This window comes from Streptomyces sp. NBC_00076, assembly GCF_045041235.1.
Lineage (GTDB): Bacteria > Actinomycetota > Actinomycetes > Streptomycetales > Streptomycetaceae > Streptomyces.
Window position 1 is genome coordinate 3,182,922 of the sequence record NZ_CP108242.1, and the last position, 16,474, is coordinate 3,199,395.

Below are 16,474 nucleotides of genomic sequence, written 5' to 3' on the forward strand. Positions count from 1 at the left end.
ACGTCGGGACACCGGGCCGACAGATTTACAGAAGCGAACGTTTTACGTGCACCACCACTTCACGTGCACCACCACAGGAACCGGTCGCACGACCGAGTCGGGGTCGGTTCCGGGGTCGGGTCCGAGGTGGTCGGGGCGGCGGTGGGGGTCGGCGCCTGGGTCGGGTTCGACCCGCCCGGGGTCGTCGCGGAGCCGCCCGGGGCGGCGTCGGACGGTGCGCCGGCGTTCTCCGTGGGTCGGTCGGCGTCCTTGTCGGACGTGTCGCCCTTGCCCTTCTTGTCGTCCTTGGCGGACTCGGAGGCGGACGGGGACGCCGAGGGGTCGGGCGAGGGCGACTCGGCCGCCCCCGCTCCGGCCCCCTTCGGGCCGTCCGACGGCCTGCCCGTCCCGCCCGCCTCCGGGGAGGCGCCGCCCTCCACCGACTCGTCACCGGCCGCGGCCGGCTTCGGGACGGTGCCCGGGGCGTCCATGCCGAGTTCCGCGAGGCTCAGTCCGCCCGCGGCCAGCGCGAAGCCCGCGACGATCAGCAGCGTCCGGCGCCGGCGGCGTCGATGCGCCGCGGCTTTGCGATCGCGGCGGCTGGCGCCGCCGGCGGGAGCGTCGGGGTCCTCGTCGGCGTCGCCCTCGTACCCGCCGGCGCCGTCGTACTCCCCCTCCCCTGTGCCGTCGGAGTCTCCGGTGTCGTCAAAGTCCTCGGGTTCCCCGCGAGTTCGTGCGGCCCGGCCGCCACGGCCCCGTGCGCGGCGCCGCGCCGCCCGGCCGCCCGTCGGCTCCGTCACCGCCTCGGCCCGGTCGAGCACCGCCCCCGCTTCCGATCCGGCCTCCGCGCCCTCGGGGACCACGGCCTCCGCCGCGCCCTCGTACGAGAAGGCCGCGGCCCCGGCGTCGTAGGGGGCGTAGGAGGCCTCGTACGCGGCCGTGCGGGCCTCACCGGGATACCCGCCACCGTGGGTCCCGTCGGCCCCGTACGCGGCTCCGTACGCCTCGTAGGGCCCGGCTCCGCCCGCGACCGGCCCCGCCCCCGTGTGCCCCGTACCCGTCGGCCCGGACTGCGCGGGCGCGTGATCCCGTGGCGCGTGCGCGCGGAGTTGTTCGACGGAGGTGCCGCACCCCGGGCAGGCGAGAGCGCCGTTGAGGTGCCTGTGGCACGGCTGGCAGTAGTCCATGACGCGTGGAAGATTAAGTTCCTCCCAGACGGCCCTCATAGTCATAGCTGTGAAAGTTGTGTAGGGAAGCGGGCGCCTCGGCGTGGCCGCTTGCGACCAGGTCGGGACATCGCGGCGAAACCGCCGCCGAAAGCCTTGCCGAAAGCAGTGTCGAAACCGTTATGTGGTGGACCCATTGACACCCACCTCACACCGTCCTTACTGTCACGCCAGCATTTCGAACGTGTGACGAAATTTCGAACACACCCAGAGAACCGAACGAAGCAGACGACGCAGCAAGGGGCAACTGCCGTGCGCATCACCGGAATCAGCACACACGTGGTCGGTACGCCGTGGCGCAACCTGACCTACGTCCAGGTGCACACCGACGAGGGCATCACCGGCGTCGGCGAGACCAGGATGCTGGGCCACACCGACGCGCTGATCGGCTATCTGCGGGAGGCGGAGACCAATCACATTCTGGGCTCCGACCCGTTCGCCACGGAAGACCTCGCGCGGCGTATGAAGTACGGCGACTACGGGCGGGCCGGCGAGATCGTGATGTCCGGGATCGCCGTCATCGAGATGGCCTGCTGGGACATCAAGGGCAAGGCCCTCGGCGTGCCGGTGTGGCAGTTGCTGGGCGGCAAGGTCACCGACAAGGTCAAGGCGTACGCCAACGGCTGGTACACCACCGAGCGGACCCCGGAGGCCTACCACAAGGCCGCGCAGGGCGTGATGGAGCGCGGGTACAAGGCCCTCAAGATCGACCCGTTCGGCACCGGGCACTTCGAGCTCGACCACGAGCAGAGCCTGTACGCCGTCTCCCTCATCGAGGCCGTGCGCGACGCCATCGGGCCTGACGCCGAGCTGATGCTGGAGATGCACGGCCGCTTCTCCCCCGCCACCGCCGTCCGGCTGGCCAAGGACCTCGCGCCCTTCAAGCCCGCGTGGCTGGAGGAGCCGGTGCCGCCGGAGAACCTGAAGGCGCTGGAGAAGGTCGCCGCCAAGGTCGACATCCCGGTCGCCACCGGTGAGCGTATTCACGATCGCATCGAGTTCCGCGAGCTGTTCGAGAGCCAGGCCGTCGACATCATCCAGCCGGACGTCGGTCACATCGGCGGCATCTGGGAGACCCGGAAGCTGGCCGCCACCGCCGAGACCCACTACGTGCTCGTCGCCCCGCACAACGTCGGCGGCCCGGTGCTCACCGCGGCCTCCCTCCAGGTCGGCTTCTCCTCGCCGAACTTCAAGATCCTGGAGCACTTCAACGACTTCGCGGACGCGGAGATCAAGAAGGTCGTCAAGGGAGCACCCGAGGTGATCGACGGGTACTTCCACCTGTCGGACAAGCCCGGTCTCGGTGTCGAGCTGGACGTCGACGCCGCCGCCGAGTTCCCGCAGCAGCAGGCCCGCTTCGACCTGTGGGCCGAGGGCTGGGAGCAGCGCAAGCCGAAGGGCGCCCAGAAGTGAGCACCGCCGTCGTCATCGAGGCGCCCGGCGAGCACCGGCTGACCTCGCACGACCCCCGGCAGCCGGAGGCCGGGGAGGCGCTGGTGCGCGTCCACGCCGTGGGCATCTGCGGCAGCGACCGCGAGGTGTACCAGGGCAACCGGCCCGAGGGGTACGTGCGTTACCCGCTCACCCCCGGCCACGAGTGGTCCGGGACGGTCGAGGTCGTCGGTACCGGGGTACCGGCGTCCCTGGTCGGCCGCAAGGTCGTCGGTGAGGGCTTCCGCAACTGCCAGGTGTGCGACCGCTGCCACGCGGGCGAGACGACGCTGTGCACGGCGGGGTACGAGGAGACCGGGTTCACCGAGCCGGGTGCGATGGCCGCCACGCTCACCCTCCCGGCGCGACTTCTGCACGTGCTGCCGGACGACGCCGACCTGACGGCGGCCGCCCTGCTGGAGCCCGCCGCCTGTATCGCGGCCGCCGCGATCAAGGCGAACGCCCTGCCGGGCGAGCGGGTCGCCGTGGTCGGCACCGGGACGCTGGGCATGTTCGCCGTGCAGTTCCTGAAGGCCGGCTCCCCCGCCGAGCTGCTGGTCGTGGGCACCCGCAACGACCGCGAGGCGCTGTCCCGCCGGTTCGGCGCCACGGACTTCCGCACGAAGGACCAGCAGCTCCCCGAGGACTTCGACGTCGTCATCGAGACCGCCGGGTCCGCGTCCGCCGCGCGCACCGCCGCCTCGCTGCTCAGGCGCGGTGGCCGGCTGGTCCTGACGGGCATCCCGGCGCCGGGCGCCGACGGTCTCGACCCGACGGATCTGGTCGTACGGCAGCTGGAGGTGCACACCGTCTTCGGAGCACCGCCCGACGCCTGGGCGCACACGGTGCGGGTGTTCGCGGCCGGACTGCTCGAGCCGCTGCCGCTGGTCACGCACGAGCTGCCGCTGGCCGAGTTCCCGCAGGCCATCGAGCTGGTCGGGTCCGGTGACCCGAAGGTCGGAAAGGTGCTGCTGCGCCCCTAGACGTACGCCGGTCCGGCGGTTACCTGACGGCCCCCGGACCGGCGTACCCCACAGTCTTTCCGTCCCCTGAGCCGCGAACTTCGTCCGACATACCGAACACTAAGGACTCCTCGTGACCGACGCTTCCACCACGGCAGCCCGCAGGCCCGGTGAGCAGGCGCTCACCGCCCTTGGCCTGGGCGCTCCCGCCCTCGACCCCGCCGACGCCTCGCCGCACACCTTCCCCGGCGGCGGCCGCTGGCGCACCGAGATCCCCTCGTGCGAGGGTCCCGAGGCGCTGGCCGTCGTCCTCAAGGAGTCCTCGCGCCTCGACGTGCCGATCCACCGGATCAGCCAGGGCAGCGGCGTGTGGATGCTGACCGACGCCGAGATCACCGAGATGGTCGAGTCCACCGCCGAACGCGACATCGAGCTCTGCCTGTTCACCGGCCCCCGCGGCACCTGGGACATCGGCGGCTCGACCCGGACCGACTCGCGCGGCGGGGGCCTGCGGGCCCGCGGCCACGACGCGGTCGCCGGATGCGTCGAAGACGCCGTGCGGGCAACGGAGTTGGGCGTCAAGTGCCTGCTCGTCGCCGACGAGGGCGTGCTGTGGACGCTGCACCGGGCGCGGCTGGCCGGCATCATCCCGGCGGACACGACCCTCAAGGTGAGCGCCCTGATCGGGCCCGTCAACCCGGCCGCGTACGCGGTGTACGAGAACCTGGGCGCCGACTCGGTCAACGTGCCCAGCGACCTGACGCTCGATCACCTCACCGAGATCCGCCGGGTTTCCGGCGCCCCGATGGACATGTACATCGAGGCACCCGACGATCTCGGCGGCTATGTGCGGATGTACGAGGTCGCCGAGCTGATCCGGCGCGGTGCACCGCTCTACCTGAAGTTCGGCCTCTCGAAGGCCCCGGCGATCTACCCGTACGGGCACCATCTGCGTGACGTGACCCTGTCCACCGCCCGGGAACGGGTGCGGCGCGGCAGACTCGCCCTGGATCTGCTCGCACGGCACGGAGTTGGCGACGACATGGCACCGCTCGGCTCCCGGCTGCCTGGCGCTCTGCGTCGGTTCGATACGCCCTCATAACGTTCCGGACAACGCCCCTTCACAAAAGCCGACGCAGCCACACACAATCCCACACACCCTTTCTATCGGTCTCTCTTCTCATCGGCGCCAGGGAACGTGCGCACGGTGCAGGAACGAGCCCGCCCCGACATCAAGGATGATGATCATGCGTACCCGTCGAGCCGCACTCGCCGCCATATCCGCCTCCGCCTCACTCGCCCTGACCCTCTCCGCCTGCGGCCAGAGCGGCGAGGGAGGCAGCGAGGAGAAGTCGGGCAGCACCAAGGGCGCCACCATCGGCATCTCCATGCCGACCAAGTCCTCCGAGCGCTGGATCGCCGACGGCAAGAACGTCGTCAAGGACCTGCAGGCCAAGGGCTACAAGACCAAGCTGGTCTACGGCGAGGACGAGCCCGACCAGCAGGTCTCGCAGATCGAGAACATGATCACGCAGGGCGTCAAGGCGCTGATCATCGCGGCGATCGACAACAAGTCGCTCAACAACGTCCTCCAGCAGGCCAAGGACGCCAACATCCCGGTGATCTCCTACGACCGCCTGATCCTCGGCTCGAAGGACGTCGACTACTACGCGTCCTTCGACAACGAGAAGGTCGGCGAGCTCCAGGGCAGCTACATCGTCGAGAAGCTCGGCCTGAAGGACGGCTCCAAGAAGGGCCCGTTCAACATCGAGCTCTTCGCCGGCTCCAACGACGACAACAACACCAAGTACTTCTTCGGCGGCGCCATGAAGGTGCTCCAGCCGTACATCGACAAGAAGCAGCTGGTCGTCAAGTCCGGTCAGACCGAGCTCAGCAAGGTCACCACGCTGCGCTGGGACGGCGCCACCGCCCAGCGGCGCATGGACGACCTCCTGACCGGCACCTACAAGAGCGGCCGGGTCGACGCGGTCCTCTCGCCGTACGACGGCATCTCGATCGGCATCATCTCCGCGCTGAAGTCGGACGGTTACGGCTCCGCGAGCAAGCCGCTGCCCGTCATCACCGGCCAGGACGCCGAGGTCGCCTCGGTGAAGTCGATCAAGTCGGGCCAGCAGACGCAGACCGTCTTCAAGGACATCCGCAAGCTCGCCGAGGTCGCCACGAACATGGTCGACTCGGTGCTGAACAAGAAGAAGGTCGAGGTCAACGACGAGAAGACCTACGACAACGGGTCGAAGGTCGTGCCCGCGTACCTGCTGCAGCCCGTGAGCGTCGACAAGGGCAACTGGCAGAAGGAGCTCGTCGACTCCGGCTTCTACAAGGCCGGCGACCTCAACTGACCGACGGGCCCACTGGCAGCAACAGATTGGAAGGCACGACCATGGCGGGACCCGTCCTGGAAATGCGCTCGATCGTCAAGACCTTTCCCGGCGTCAAGGCGCTGTCGGACGTCACGCTGACCGTCCAACAGGGCGAGGTCCATGCCATCTGCGGGGAGAACGGGGCCGGCAAGTCGACCCTGATGAAGGTCCTCTCCGGCGTTCACCCGCACGGCACGTACGAGGGCGAGATCCTTTTCGAAGGAGACGTCTGCGAGTTCAAGGACATCAGAGCCAGCGAGCATCGCGGCATCGTGATCATTCACCAGGAGCTGGCCCTGGTGCCCTATCTCTCCCTCGCGGAGAACATCTTCCTCGGCAACGAGCACGCCACCCGCGGGCTCATCAACTGGAACGACACGCTCAAGCACGCCAGTGAACTGCTGCGCCGGGTCGGTCTCTCCGACCACCCGGAGACCCGCGTCGCCGACATCGGCGTGGGCAAGCAGCAGCTGGTGGAGATCGCGAAGGCGCTGTCGAAGAAGGTGAAGCTGCTCATCCTCGACGAGCCGACCGCGGCTCTGAACGACGAGGACAGCGGCAAACTCCTGGATCTCATCCTGGAGTTGAAGAAGCAGGGCATCACCTCGATCATCATCTCCCACAAGCTGAACGAGATCCGCAAGGTCGCCGACTCGGTGACGATCCTGCGGGACGGGCAGACCATCGAGACCCTCGACGTGAAGGCCTCGGACACCACCGAGGACCGGATCATCTCCGGCATGGTGGGCCGCGACCTCGACCACCGGTTCCCCGAACGCACCGCGTACGAGGGGAAGGTGGGCACCGCCCCGGCTCTCGAGATCCGCAACTGGTCCGTGCACCACCCGATCGACCAGCAGCGCAAGGTGGTCGACGACGTGTCGATCAACGTCAAGCGCGGGGAGATCGTCGGCATCGCGGGCCTGATGGGCGCCGGCCGCACCGAACTCGCGATGAGCGTCTTCGGCCGGTCCTACGGCCGGTACGCGGGCGGCCAGGTCCACAAGGACGGCACGGAGATCCGTACCAAGACCGTCCCGGAGGCGGTCAAGCACGGCATCGCGTACGTCACCGAGGACCGCAAGCACTACGGCCTCAACCTCATCGACACCATCAACCGCAACATCTCGCTCAGCGCACTGGGCAAGGTGGCCAAGCGCGGGATCGTCGACGAGCAGGCGGAGCGGCGGGTCTCCGAGGGCTTCCGCAAGTCCATGAACATCAAGGCGCCGACGGTCTCCGAGCCGGTGGGCAAGCTGTCCGGCGGCAACCAGCAGAAGGTCGTCCTCAGCAAGTGGATCTTCGCGGGTCCCGAGGTGCTGATCCTGGACGAGCCGACGCGAGGGATCGACGTCGGCGCCAAGTACGAGATCTACACGGTCATCGACCAACTGGCGGCCCAGGGCAAGGCGGTCGTCTTCATCTCCTCCGAGCTGCCTGAGCTGCTCGGTATGTGCGACCGCATCTACACGATGGCCGCGGGGCGGCTCACCGGTGAGTTCTCGCGGGCCGAGGCCTCGCAGGAATCGCTGATGCGCCAGATGACAAAGGACAAAGAGGTAACGGGATGAGCACGGATGTGACCGCCAAGACGCCGGCCCCGGCGCCGCCCGGCAAGGGCGGAGGTGCGGCCGCCGGCGGAGGCCTGCTGCAGCTCGTGCTGGACGGCCTGCGCCGCAACATGCGCCAGTACGGCATGCTGATCGCGCTCGGCCTGATCGTCGCCCTGTTCGCCGTGTGGACGGACGGCGACCTGCTGCTGCCGCGCAACGTCTCCAACCTGGTTCTGCAGAACAGCTACGTCCTGATCCTCGCGGTCGGCATGATGCTGGTGATCATCGCGGGCCACATCGACCTGTCGGTCGGTTCGGTGACGGCCTTCGTGGGGGCGTTCGCGGCCGTACTGACCGTGCAGCACGACGTGTCGTGGCCGGTGGCCGTGGTGCTGAGCCTGGTGGTGGGCGCGGTCGCGGGCTCGGTGCAAGGGTTCCTGATCGCCTATCTCGGCATACCGTCGTTCATCGTCACCCTCGCCGGCATGCTGATCTTCCGCGGTATGACGGAGATCCTCCTGGAGGGCCAGACCCTCGGCCCGTTCCCGGACGGACTGCAGAAGATCGGCAACGGATTCCTGCCCGAGGCCGGCCCCAACACCAACTACCACAACCTCACGCTGCTGCTCGGCCTGGCCCTGATCGTCTTCGCGGTCTTCCAGGAGGTCCGCGACCGCAGGCGCCAGAAGGAGTTCTCGCTCGACGTGGTTCCGCGGAACCTCTTCCTGCTCAAGATCATCTCCATCGTCGCCGCGATCCTCGTCGTCACGCTGCTGCTCGCCAGCTACAAGGGCGCGCCGATCATCCTGCTGATCCTCGGCGTGCTGGTGGTCGGCTACGGCTACCTCATGCGCAACGCCGTCTTCGGCCGCCACATCTACGCCATCGGCGGCAACCTGCCGGCGGCGAAGCTCTCCGGCGTCAAGGACAAGAAGGTCACCTTCCTGGTCTTCCTGAACATGGGCGCGCTCGCGGCCCTGGCGGGTCTGGCGATCGCCGCCCGCCTGAACGCGGCCTCACCGAAGGCCGGCCTGAACTACGAACTCGAGGCGATCGCCTCGGCGTTCATCGGCGGCGCGTCCATGAGCGGCGGTGTCGGCACCGTCCTCGGCGCGATCATCGGCGGTCTCGTCCTCGGTGTGCTGAACAACGGCATGAACCTCCTCAGCGTCGGCAGCGACTGGCAGCAGGTCATCAAGGGCATGGCCCTGTTGGCGGCGGTCGGATTCGACGTCTGGAACAAGCGCAAGGTCGGTTCGTAGAAGGACCGGGGCCCCGCCGACCGGCGGGGCCCCGGTCCTTCCCGGACTCGATTTTGACAGGAACAGCACAATGCTGTTCGCACGACTACGCACCGCACAGTACGGGGAGGCAACTCCCCTCATTCACGAGGAGCCGCACGTGGAACTGAGCAGACGTACCGTCATCGCCGGGGCGGCCGCCGCCGGTGTCACCGCCGCCACCGTCGGTGGCACCGCGCACGCAACGGGAGGCAGGACACCGGTGAAGGAGCTCTTCGGCAAGCTCGCCGACGGCACGAAGGTCTACCGCTGGTCGCTGGAGAACGGCGGCACCCGCCTGAAGGTCCTGTCCTGGGGCGGCGTCGTCCAGTCCCTGGAGATCCCGGACCGGCACGGCGAGTACGCCAATGTCTCCCTCGGTTTCGACAACATCGAGGACTACGTCGCCAAGACCCCGTACTTCGGCGCCCTGATCGGCCGTTACGGCAACCGGATCGCCAAGGGCCAGTTCACCCTGGACGGCAAGAGCTACCAGCTCTCCGTCAACGACGGCGACAACAGCCTGCACGGCGGCACCCAGGGCTTCGACAAGCACGTCTGGGACGTCGAGCCGTTCACCAAGGGCTCGGACGTCGGCCTGTACCTGCACTACACCAGCGTCGACGGGGAGATGGGCTACCCGGGCACGCTCAAGGTGAAGGTCACCTACACCCTCACCCGGCACGGCGACTGGCGCATCGACTACGAGGCCACCACCACCAAGGCCACCGTCGTCAACCTGACCAGCCACGTCTACTGGAACCTGGCCGGCGAGGGCAGCGGCTCCATCGAGGACCACGAGCTGAAGATCGCCGCCGCCCGCTACACCCCCACCGACTCGGGCCTCATCCCGACCGGTGAACTGGCGAAGGTCTCCGGCACCCCCTTCGACTTCCGCCGGGCCAAGGCGATCGGCGACGACATCCGCGCCGGTCACCCGCAGCAGATTCTCGCCCAGGGCTACGACCACAACTGGGCCCTCGACAAGGGCATCACGGCCAAGCCCGAGCATGTCGCGACCCTCCGGGACCCGTCCTCCGGACGCACCCTGAAGATCGCCACCGTCGAGCCGGGGCTCCAGTTCTACTCCGGCAACTTCCTTGACGGCACCCTGGTCGGCACCAGCGGCAGCACCTACCGCCAGGGCGACGCGCTCTGCCTGGAGACGCAGCACTTCCCGGACGCGCCGAACCACCCGTCGTTCGCGTCCACCGTGCTGCGACCTGGGCAGACGTACCGGACGACGACGATCCACTCGTTCGACGCGTAGGGCCGGCGGCGTTTTTCCGGACACGTTCCACGGACAGGTTTAGAAGTCATCGTTCTTTCACATCTGTTGAACGGTGTCACCACTGCCCTCGTATGTAAGGGCGGCCCGTGCTCCCCCGCGCGGGCCACCCAATGACGACGGGCCCGGTCGTCCCCGCCGGGCCCGCCCCATACGGAGGCTCTCCTTGGCTGACAACGTCACCTCGCTGTTCCGCAGCACCGCGGCGCACAGCCCGTCGATGGCGGCCTTGACGCGGGAGGGCGGCGAAGGGGCCGGCCCGGTCGACTTCTGCATTCCGTGCAACCCCTACTTCCCCACCCCCGCCATGTTCGACGAGATGGCGGCGCGGCTGCGGGAGATCATCACGTACTACCCGAGCAGCGCCGACACCATCACGGCCGAGCTGTGCAGCCTGCTCCAACTGCCGCCGCAGTGCGTGGCGATGGGCAACGGCTCGACCGAGCTGATCACCTGGATCGACCACCTCCTGGTGCGCGAGTCGCTCGCCATCCCCGTGCCCACCTTCGGCCGCTGGACCGACCAGCCGATGGAGACCGGCAAGCGGGTCGACATGTTCCCGCTCCAGGAGTCCAGCGGTTTCGCCCTGGACCTCGCGCAGTACGCCGAGTTCATCCGCGCCCGCGGCACCCGTGTCGCCGTGATCTGCAACCCGAACAACCCCGACGGCGGCTTTCTGCACAAGCACGCGGTCGTGCAGTTCATGGACGCGATGGCCGACCTGGACCTCGTCGTCATCGACGAGTCGTTCCTGGAGTTCGCGGACGCGGAGGTCGAACCGAGCGTCGTCCACGAGGCCATGCTGCGGCCCAACGTGGTGGTGCTGCGCAGCCTCGGCAAGAACTTCGGCCTGCACGGCATCCGGTTCGGCTATCTGGTCGCCAACCCGGCGCTCGCGGGCCGGATCCGTTCGATGCTGCCCAAGTGGAACCTCAACTCCTTCGCCGAGCACGTGGTGTTCATCCTGAAGGAGCACGGCGCCGAGTACGCGCAGAGCCTCCAGCAGGTCCGCCGCGACCGGCTGGACATGGCCGGCCAGCTCGCGTCCCTGCCCGGACTGACGGTCTATCCGTCACAGGGCAACTTCCTCTTCGTACGCCTGCCCGTGGGCGCCGAAGGCACCGTGGTCCGGGACCGGATGCTCACCGAGCACCGGATCCTCGTCCGCGAGTGCGGCAACAAGATCGGCTCCTCCAGCCGCTTCCTGAGACTCGTGGTGCGCCCCCAGGTGGACGTGCGTCGCCTGGTGTCCGGCCTGGAACAGGTGCTCTACGGGACCAGGAGGGGAGCCGCCGTGCCCGAGCTGGCTACCGGGACCAGCTACAGCTCGGGTACGGCGGCAGTGGACCGGTTGGTCGGCGCCACCAACGGGGCCGGCATGCAGGGCCTTGCCGCTCAGGCCATGTCCGCCGGCGGGCAGGGGCTCTCAGGCTCCCCGTCCATCGGCGGCGGCATGCCGATGCCTGCGGCGGCACAAGCCGGCCAGCCGGGCCGGCCGGCTCAACCCGGCGGTGCCGGGATGCCGATGCCGGCGGTGGCCCAGGTAGCGCCACAGTCGTTCGGCATCCCGGCTCAGGCTCCCGCCCAGGCACCGGTACCGAGCCAGATGCCCAACCAGATGCCCAACCAGATGCCCAGTCAGATGCCCAGTCAGATGCCGAGCCAGATGCCCACGCCGGCTCCGGCCCCGGTACCCAGCCAGATGCCGACACCGGTGCCGGCTCCGGCCCCGATGCCCAGTCAGGTGCCGCGTCCGGTACCGGCCGCGGCCTCCGCCCCTCCGATGGCCAGTCCGATGGCCAGCCCGATGTCGGGCCCGATGACCGCCCCCATGTCCGGCGGCCCGACCCCGCCCGGTGTCCCGGCCCGCGGTGGTCTCACCGCCGCCCAGGTCCGCGGCATGACCGGCCCGGCCCCCGTACCGGACCTGACGACGGCCCCGGCCACCGGCTGGCCCAACGCCCAGAGCTGGCCGAACGCGGCGGGGATGGGCCAGGCGGGGTGAGACGCGGTCACCACGGCGACGGGGTCGGCCGCCACTGCTGTCACCGCCGCCCGTTGTCGTTCAGCCGAGGCTGGTGAACGAGGCCGCGCCCGCGCTGGGCTGTCCGAGCGACAGGACCAGTAGCGGCGCGGCCTGCCGGGTCAGTAGGCGACGGGCCATCCGCTGCTCCAGTTCAGGAGGTTGATCCCGAGCTTGGGTGTGCCGTTGTCGTTGCCGTCGTAGTAGTGGTAGACGATCAGGTCCCCGTCGGCGTCGTTCATGATCGACTGCCCGCCCGGGCCGATGACGCTGCCGTGCGACTCCAGGACCGGGGTACCGCCGTTGTTCGTCATCGCGACGCCGTTCTTGTCGCGGTACGGCCCGGTGACGCTGCTCGCCCGGCCGACCTTGACCTTGTACGTCGAGCTGGTGCCGGCGCAGCAGGTGTCGTACGAGGCGAAGAGGTAGTAGGAGCCGTTCCGCTTGACGATGTACGGCGCCTCCACCGCCTTGGTTCCGGTCGGGCGGGAGGCGAGGGAGTACCGGGTGGTGTTGGAGGAGAGCTGCTTTCCGGTGGCGGGGTTGATCTGGATCATCTTGATCCCCGTCCACCAACTGCCGAAGGACAGCCACCACTTGCCGTCGTCGTTCACGAAGAGGTTCGGGTCGATCGCGTTGTAGTCGCTCGACGTGGTCGAGGCGTAGACGGTGCCCTGGTCGCTCCAGGAACCCGGCAGCCCGGTGCTCGAAGTCGCCAGTCCGATGGCCGACTTGTTCGAGCCGAAGGTCGAGACGGCGTAGTACATCAGGTACTTGCCGCCCTGGTACGAGATGTCGGGCGCCCAGGCCTCGGAGGCGTACGACGACCACCAGCCCGGCTTGCCGCCGAAGGCGTCGCCGCCGTTCGTGAAGTTGATCCGGTCGGTGGAGGTCTTGTAGCCGAGGCCGCCTCCGGTGCCGTACAGCAGGTACCGGCCCGAGGAGTTGCGGATCATCGTCGGATCGTGGACGACGACATCGCCGGTCACCCGCCCGGGGTTGGGGTACGCGGACGCCGAGCTGGGGATCAGGGCGAGCAGGACGGCGGCGGGGACGGCGAGGAGAGCGGCTCTGCGGGAGCTGCGGGTGGTCCGGGTGGTTCGGGAGGTTCGGGAGGTGCGGATCACGCGGGGCCTCCTGGAGGGGGGAGTACGGTTCCGTTTGTTCGGTATATCGATCACCGATCAGAACTTCGGACGGACCGTAGAATCGAACCCCTTGCGCGTCAATGGTCCGCGCAGCCCCAACCGCCCGCATCTGCACCCACACCCGCACACCGGAGTCCGCGACCCGGCGGGACTGCACGCCGGGCCGCGGACGGGGCGTCACCCGGGGCCGAAGTCCACTTCCAGTTGCTCGCGCCAGCCCGCGTCCGCCAGGCCCGCCCCGACCAGGACGTCCCGCCAGTCCTCCTTGGCCAGCTGGACGGCGTCGAGGAGACGGTCCACCCGGCCCCGGCCGCACAGCAGGGTGGCGGCCGCGATGCGCTCCTTGTCCTCCCGGTCGCCCCGCTCGGTCAGGTGGTGCACGAGCTCGGCGAGGAGCTCCCCCACCACCCGGCCGTCCCGCCCCGGAAAGTCCTTGGCGATGCGCTTCTCGACCCGCACGGTCAGCCCCATCGGCACTCCCTTTCTCCCTTTTTATCCCTTTTGTCACATCACGTTACCCCGACCGGGCGGCACGGCGTCTCACAAGCGACTTGACGGCCCGTCATTTTGCCCAACTGACAGCCCATCGACAGTCTCCCCTTCTAGGGTGCCGTGTTCATGACAGACACCTCCACGAACGACACGACGGAACCACAGGCATCCCACCCGATCGGTCGCCGCACCGTCCTGATCGCCACGGGCGCCACCGCGGCCACCCTCGCCGTCGCCGCCGTACCCGAAGCCCCCACGGCCCCCGCCGCGGACGCCGCACCCGCGGCTGCCGCGGCCGTCTGCACCCTCACCAGGGAGATGACCGAAGGCCCCTACTACCTCGACGGGCAGCTCGTCCGCTCCGACATCAGCGAAGGCAAGGCGGGCTTCCCGCTCAAACTGACCCTCACCGTCGTCGACGACGACACCTGCGTGCCGCTGAACAAGGCGCTCGTGGAGATCTGGCACTGCGACGCGCTCGGCGAGTACTCCGGCTTCGTCGGCGACAACGGCCACAACGAGCCCGACAACGGCACCTTCCTGCGCGGCGGCGTGCTCACGAACTCCAGCGGCGTCGCGAGCATCACCAGTGTCTACCCGGGCTGGTACCAGGGCCGCTGCGTGCACATCCACGTCAAGGTGCACACGAACGTCACGCTCACCTCGGACGGCTCGTTCACCGGCGGCCAGGAACTGCACACCGGGCAGCTCTTCTTCAACGAGACGATCACGGCCAGAGTCGGCGCGCTGTCGCCGTACTCGACCAACACGGTCCGCCGCACCACCCTCTCCCAGGACTCCATCTACGACGAGGGAGGCGCCGCGTCCGGCCTCCTCACCCTGACCGCCCTGGGCAGCTCACCGTCCACCGGCTACGCCGGCACGCTCACGCTGGGCGTCGAACAGAGCTGACGCGATTCCCGTCCCGTAGCACCCGAAGCACCCGATGCACCCGACGCGCCCTGGGTGACCGTATGTCCGGACGTACGGTCACCCGGGGCGGTTCCCCGTGCTCTTCACCAGGGACAGCCACCCCGGCAGGTCGACCTCGGCCCGTACCGTCTTGCCCGGCGGCGGCTCCCGGTCGACCACCTCCCACCGGTCGGCGAGCGCGTCCACGAGAAGCAGGCCGCGCCCCGTTCCGGCGAGCGGACAGGGTGGTCGCCGTCGTACGTCCGCCGGGGCCGGGGGACGCGGCTGCGGGCGGGTGTCGGTCACCTCGATGCGCACGCTGCCGGTGACGAGCGCCAGCCGCAACTCGAAGTCCCGGCCGGGTACGCGCCCGTGCGTCACCGCGTTCGCGGCCAGCTCGGCGACGATCACCGCGACGGCGTCGGAGGGGTCACTGCCGTGCGGGATGCCCCAGGCGTGCAGTTGGTTCAGGGCGAGGTACCGGGCCAGGCGGGCTCCGCGCGGGGTGGGACTGAGGCGCTGGGCGAACGTACGTACGGTGACCGGGCCTTGGGAGGTGGGAAGTGCTGCCATGCGCCCAATCTGGCGTGCCCGAGGCCCACTTCACCAGGTCGGAGGCGCGTACGCGGCGGCAGCGTACGCGGTCACGGACTGGACAGTACCGATGACTTTCCGTGACCCTGTGTGCGGGAGGTGACCGGTGGTGGTCGATGGAGCGGTGGGTGCGGTCGGGAGCGAGCCGGAGTCGTCCGACAGTCTGCGGACGTTCGGGGCGGTCGTCCAGGCCTTGCGCGAGCATGCGGGACTGAACCGGGGGGAGTTCGCGGACCTGGTCCGGTTCTCCAAACATACGGTGGCGTCAGTGGAGTTGGGGCGACGCATGCCGGACCCGGCGTTCGTTGACCGGGCGGAGGAGGCCCTCGGCAACACGGGGGCATTACGGAAGGCGGCGGGGCATCTGGCTCGGCAGCCGGGGTTGGCGGCTTGGTTTCGGCAGTGGGCGCGGATGGAGGCGGGCGCCATCACGCTGTACACGTACGAATGCCGGTTGGTTCCCGGCTTGTTGCAGACGGAGGCGTACGCGCGGCAGCTGTTCGACGATCAGCTGCCACCATTGCAGGACGAGCAGATCGAGGTGCAGTGGGCAGCACGAGCCGATCGGAAGCGGCTGCTGGTCGAGCGGCCCAACACCCAGTTCAGCTTCGTCCTCGAAGAGCAGTTGTTCCTGCGGCGCACCGGCGGAACGGAGGTGACACACGAACTCATCGGTCACGTTCTGGAGATGGCGGAGCTGCGGAACATCGAGATCCAGATCATGCCGTTGGTGCGCGAGTCGCACGCCGGGCTGGCGGGCCCCATCCAGTTGCTGGAGACGCCGGACGCCAAGTGGTACGCCTACAACGAGGGCCAACGCGGCGGCCTGCTCTTCTCCGACCCGAAAGAGGTCAGCGTCCTCCAAAAGCGGTATGCCAGGATGCGTGCACAGGCTCTCACCTCCGAAGACTCCGTGAGCCTGTTGCAGCGGATGCGAGGAGCGCTATGAGCACCAGTGAACTGACCTGGTTCAAGTCGACGTACAGCAGCAGTGGCGACGGCGACTGCGTCGAAGTAGCCGTCGCCTGGCAGAAATCCAGCTACAGCAGCGCATCCGGCGACGACTGCGTCGAGGTCGCCCTGACCCCCGCCACCATCCACGTCCGCGACTCCAAGAACACCCAGGGCCCGCGACTCGCCCTCTCCCCCGCGACCTGGACGGAGTTCGTGTCGAGCCCCGCGTGCCAGTGAACTGACCTGGTTCA

At 68.9% G+C, this 16,474-nt stretch carries 15 protein-coding genes; 11 read left to right on the forward strand and 4 right to left on the reverse strand.

Annotated elements, in window-relative coordinates:
• Window positions 1-59: 59 nt before the first annotated feature.
• Window positions 60-1,211 (reverse strand): hypothetical protein, encoded by a 1,152-nt coding sequence (locus OHA64_RS14520; RefSeq protein ID WP_405612947.1) that lies wholly within the window; start codon window positions 1,209-1,211, stop codon window positions 60-62.
• A 246-nt stretch (window positions 1,212-1,457) separates the two neighbouring features.
• On the opposite strand from OHA64_RS14520, the gene OHA64_RS14525 reads away from it, so the two are divergent.
• The 8 genes from OHA64_RS14525 to OHA64_RS14560 all read left to right on the forward strand — a co-directional run bounded on the left by OHA64_RS14525 (window position 1,458) and on the right by OHA64_RS14560 (window position 12,105).
• Window positions 1,458-2,618, forward strand: a complete 1,161-nt coding sequence (locus tag OHA64_RS14525; RefSeq protein ID WP_405612949.1) for a mandelate racemase/muconate lactonizing enzyme family protein — start codon at window positions 1,458-1,460, stop codon at window positions 2,616-2,618.
• The gene (locus tag OHA64_RS14530) at window positions 2,615-3,619 is read left to right on the forward strand and encodes a zinc-binding dehydrogenase (protein ID WP_405612951.1); all 1,005 of its coding nucleotides are present in this window, start codon (window positions 2,615-2,617) and stop codon (window positions 3,617-3,619) included. The genes OHA64_RS14525 and OHA64_RS14530 overlap by 4 nt, the downstream gene beginning before the upstream one ends.
• A gap of 112 nt (window positions 3,620-3,731) precedes the next feature.
• Window positions 3,732-4,700: a hypothetical protein gene (locus tag OHA64_RS14535; RefSeq protein ID WP_405612953.1), complete on the forward strand. Its 969-nt coding sequence runs from the start codon at window positions 3,732-3,734 to the stop codon at window positions 4,698-4,700.
• Window positions 4,701-4,845: 145 nt separating this feature from the next.
• Window positions 4,846-5,958 carry a multiple monosaccharide ABC transporter substrate-binding protein gene (chvE, locus tag OHA64_RS14540; protein WP_405612955.1) on the forward strand — a complete coding sequence of 371 codons (1,113 nt, stop codon included), beginning with the start codon at window positions 4,846-4,848 and terminating at the stop codon, window positions 5,956-5,958.
• A 41-nt stretch (window positions 5,959-5,999) separates the two neighbouring features.
• On the forward strand, window positions 6,000-7,550 hold the full coding sequence (gene mmsA / locus OHA64_RS14545) for a multiple monosaccharide ABC transporter ATP-binding protein (protein ID WP_405612957.1): 1,551 nt from the start codon (window positions 6,000-6,002) through the stop codon (window positions 7,548-7,550).
• The gene (gene mmsB, locus OHA64_RS14550) at window positions 7,547-8,794 is read left to right on the forward strand and encodes a multiple monosaccharide ABC transporter permease (RefSeq protein ID WP_405612959.1); all 1,248 of its coding nucleotides are present in this window, start codon (window positions 7,547-7,549) and stop codon (window positions 8,792-8,794) included. Before mmsA ends, mmsB begins: the two co-directional genes overlap by 4 nt.
• A 139-nt stretch (window positions 8,795-8,933) precedes the next feature.
• Window positions 8,934-10,082 carry an aldose epimerase family protein gene (locus OHA64_RS14555; protein ID WP_405612961.1) on the forward strand — a complete coding sequence of 383 codons (1,149 nt, stop codon included), beginning with the start codon at window positions 8,934-8,936 and terminating at the stop codon, window positions 10,080-10,082.
• 184 nt (window positions 10,083-10,266) lie between these two features.
• Window positions 10,267-12,105 (forward strand): aminotransferase class I/II-fold pyridoxal phosphate-dependent enzyme, encoded by a 1,839-nt coding sequence (locus OHA64_RS14560; RefSeq protein ID WP_405612963.1) that lies wholly within the window; start codon window positions 10,267-10,269, stop codon window positions 12,103-12,105.
• A gap of 140 nt (window positions 12,106-12,245) precedes the next feature.
• Here OHA64_RS14560 and OHA64_RS14565 read toward each other — a convergent pair whose 3' ends face one another.
• Window positions 12,246-13,250: an arabinan endo-1,5-alpha-L-arabinosidase gene (locus OHA64_RS14565; RefSeq protein WP_405612965.1), complete on the reverse strand. Its 1,005-nt coding sequence runs from the start codon at window positions 13,248-13,250 to the stop codon at window positions 12,246-12,248.
• Window positions 13,251-13,448: 198 nt separating this feature from the next.
• Entirely contained in the window at window positions 13,449-13,742 is a 294-nt protein-coding gene (locus tag OHA64_RS14570; RefSeq protein ID WP_405612967.1) for a hypothetical protein, read from the reverse strand.
• Between the two features lie 147 nt (window positions 13,743-13,889).
• On the opposite strand from OHA64_RS14570, the gene OHA64_RS14575 reads away from it, so the two are divergent.
• Window positions 13,890-14,675, forward strand: coding sequence for an intradiol ring-cleavage dioxygenase (locus OHA64_RS14575; protein ID WP_405612969.1), 786 nt, complete (start codon window positions 13,890-13,892; stop codon window positions 14,673-14,675).
• Window positions 14,676-14,753: 78 nt separating this feature from the next.
• Here the strand turns inward: OHA64_RS14575 and OHA64_RS14580 are convergent, their stop codons facing one another.
• Window positions 14,754-15,248 carry an ATP-binding protein gene (locus OHA64_RS14580; protein WP_405612971.1) on the reverse strand — a complete coding sequence of 165 codons (495 nt, stop codon included), beginning with the start codon at window positions 15,246-15,248 and terminating at the stop codon, window positions 14,754-14,756.
• 130 nt (window positions 15,249-15,378) lie between these two features.
• Here OHA64_RS14580 and OHA64_RS14585 point away from each other — a divergent pair, with 130 nt between their 5' ends.
• Window positions 15,379-16,218: a Scr1 family TA system antitoxin-like transcriptional regulator gene (locus OHA64_RS14585; RefSeq protein ID WP_405623975.1), complete on the forward strand. Its 840-nt coding sequence runs from the start codon at window positions 15,379-15,381 to the stop codon at window positions 16,216-16,218.
• On the forward strand, window positions 16,215-16,460 hold the full coding sequence (locus tag OHA64_RS14590) for a DUF397 domain-containing protein (protein WP_405612973.1): 246 nt from the start codon (window positions 16,215-16,217) through the stop codon (window positions 16,458-16,460). Before OHA64_RS14585 ends, OHA64_RS14590 begins: the two co-directional genes overlap by 4 nt.
• Window positions 16,461-16,474: the final 14 nt, after the last annotated feature.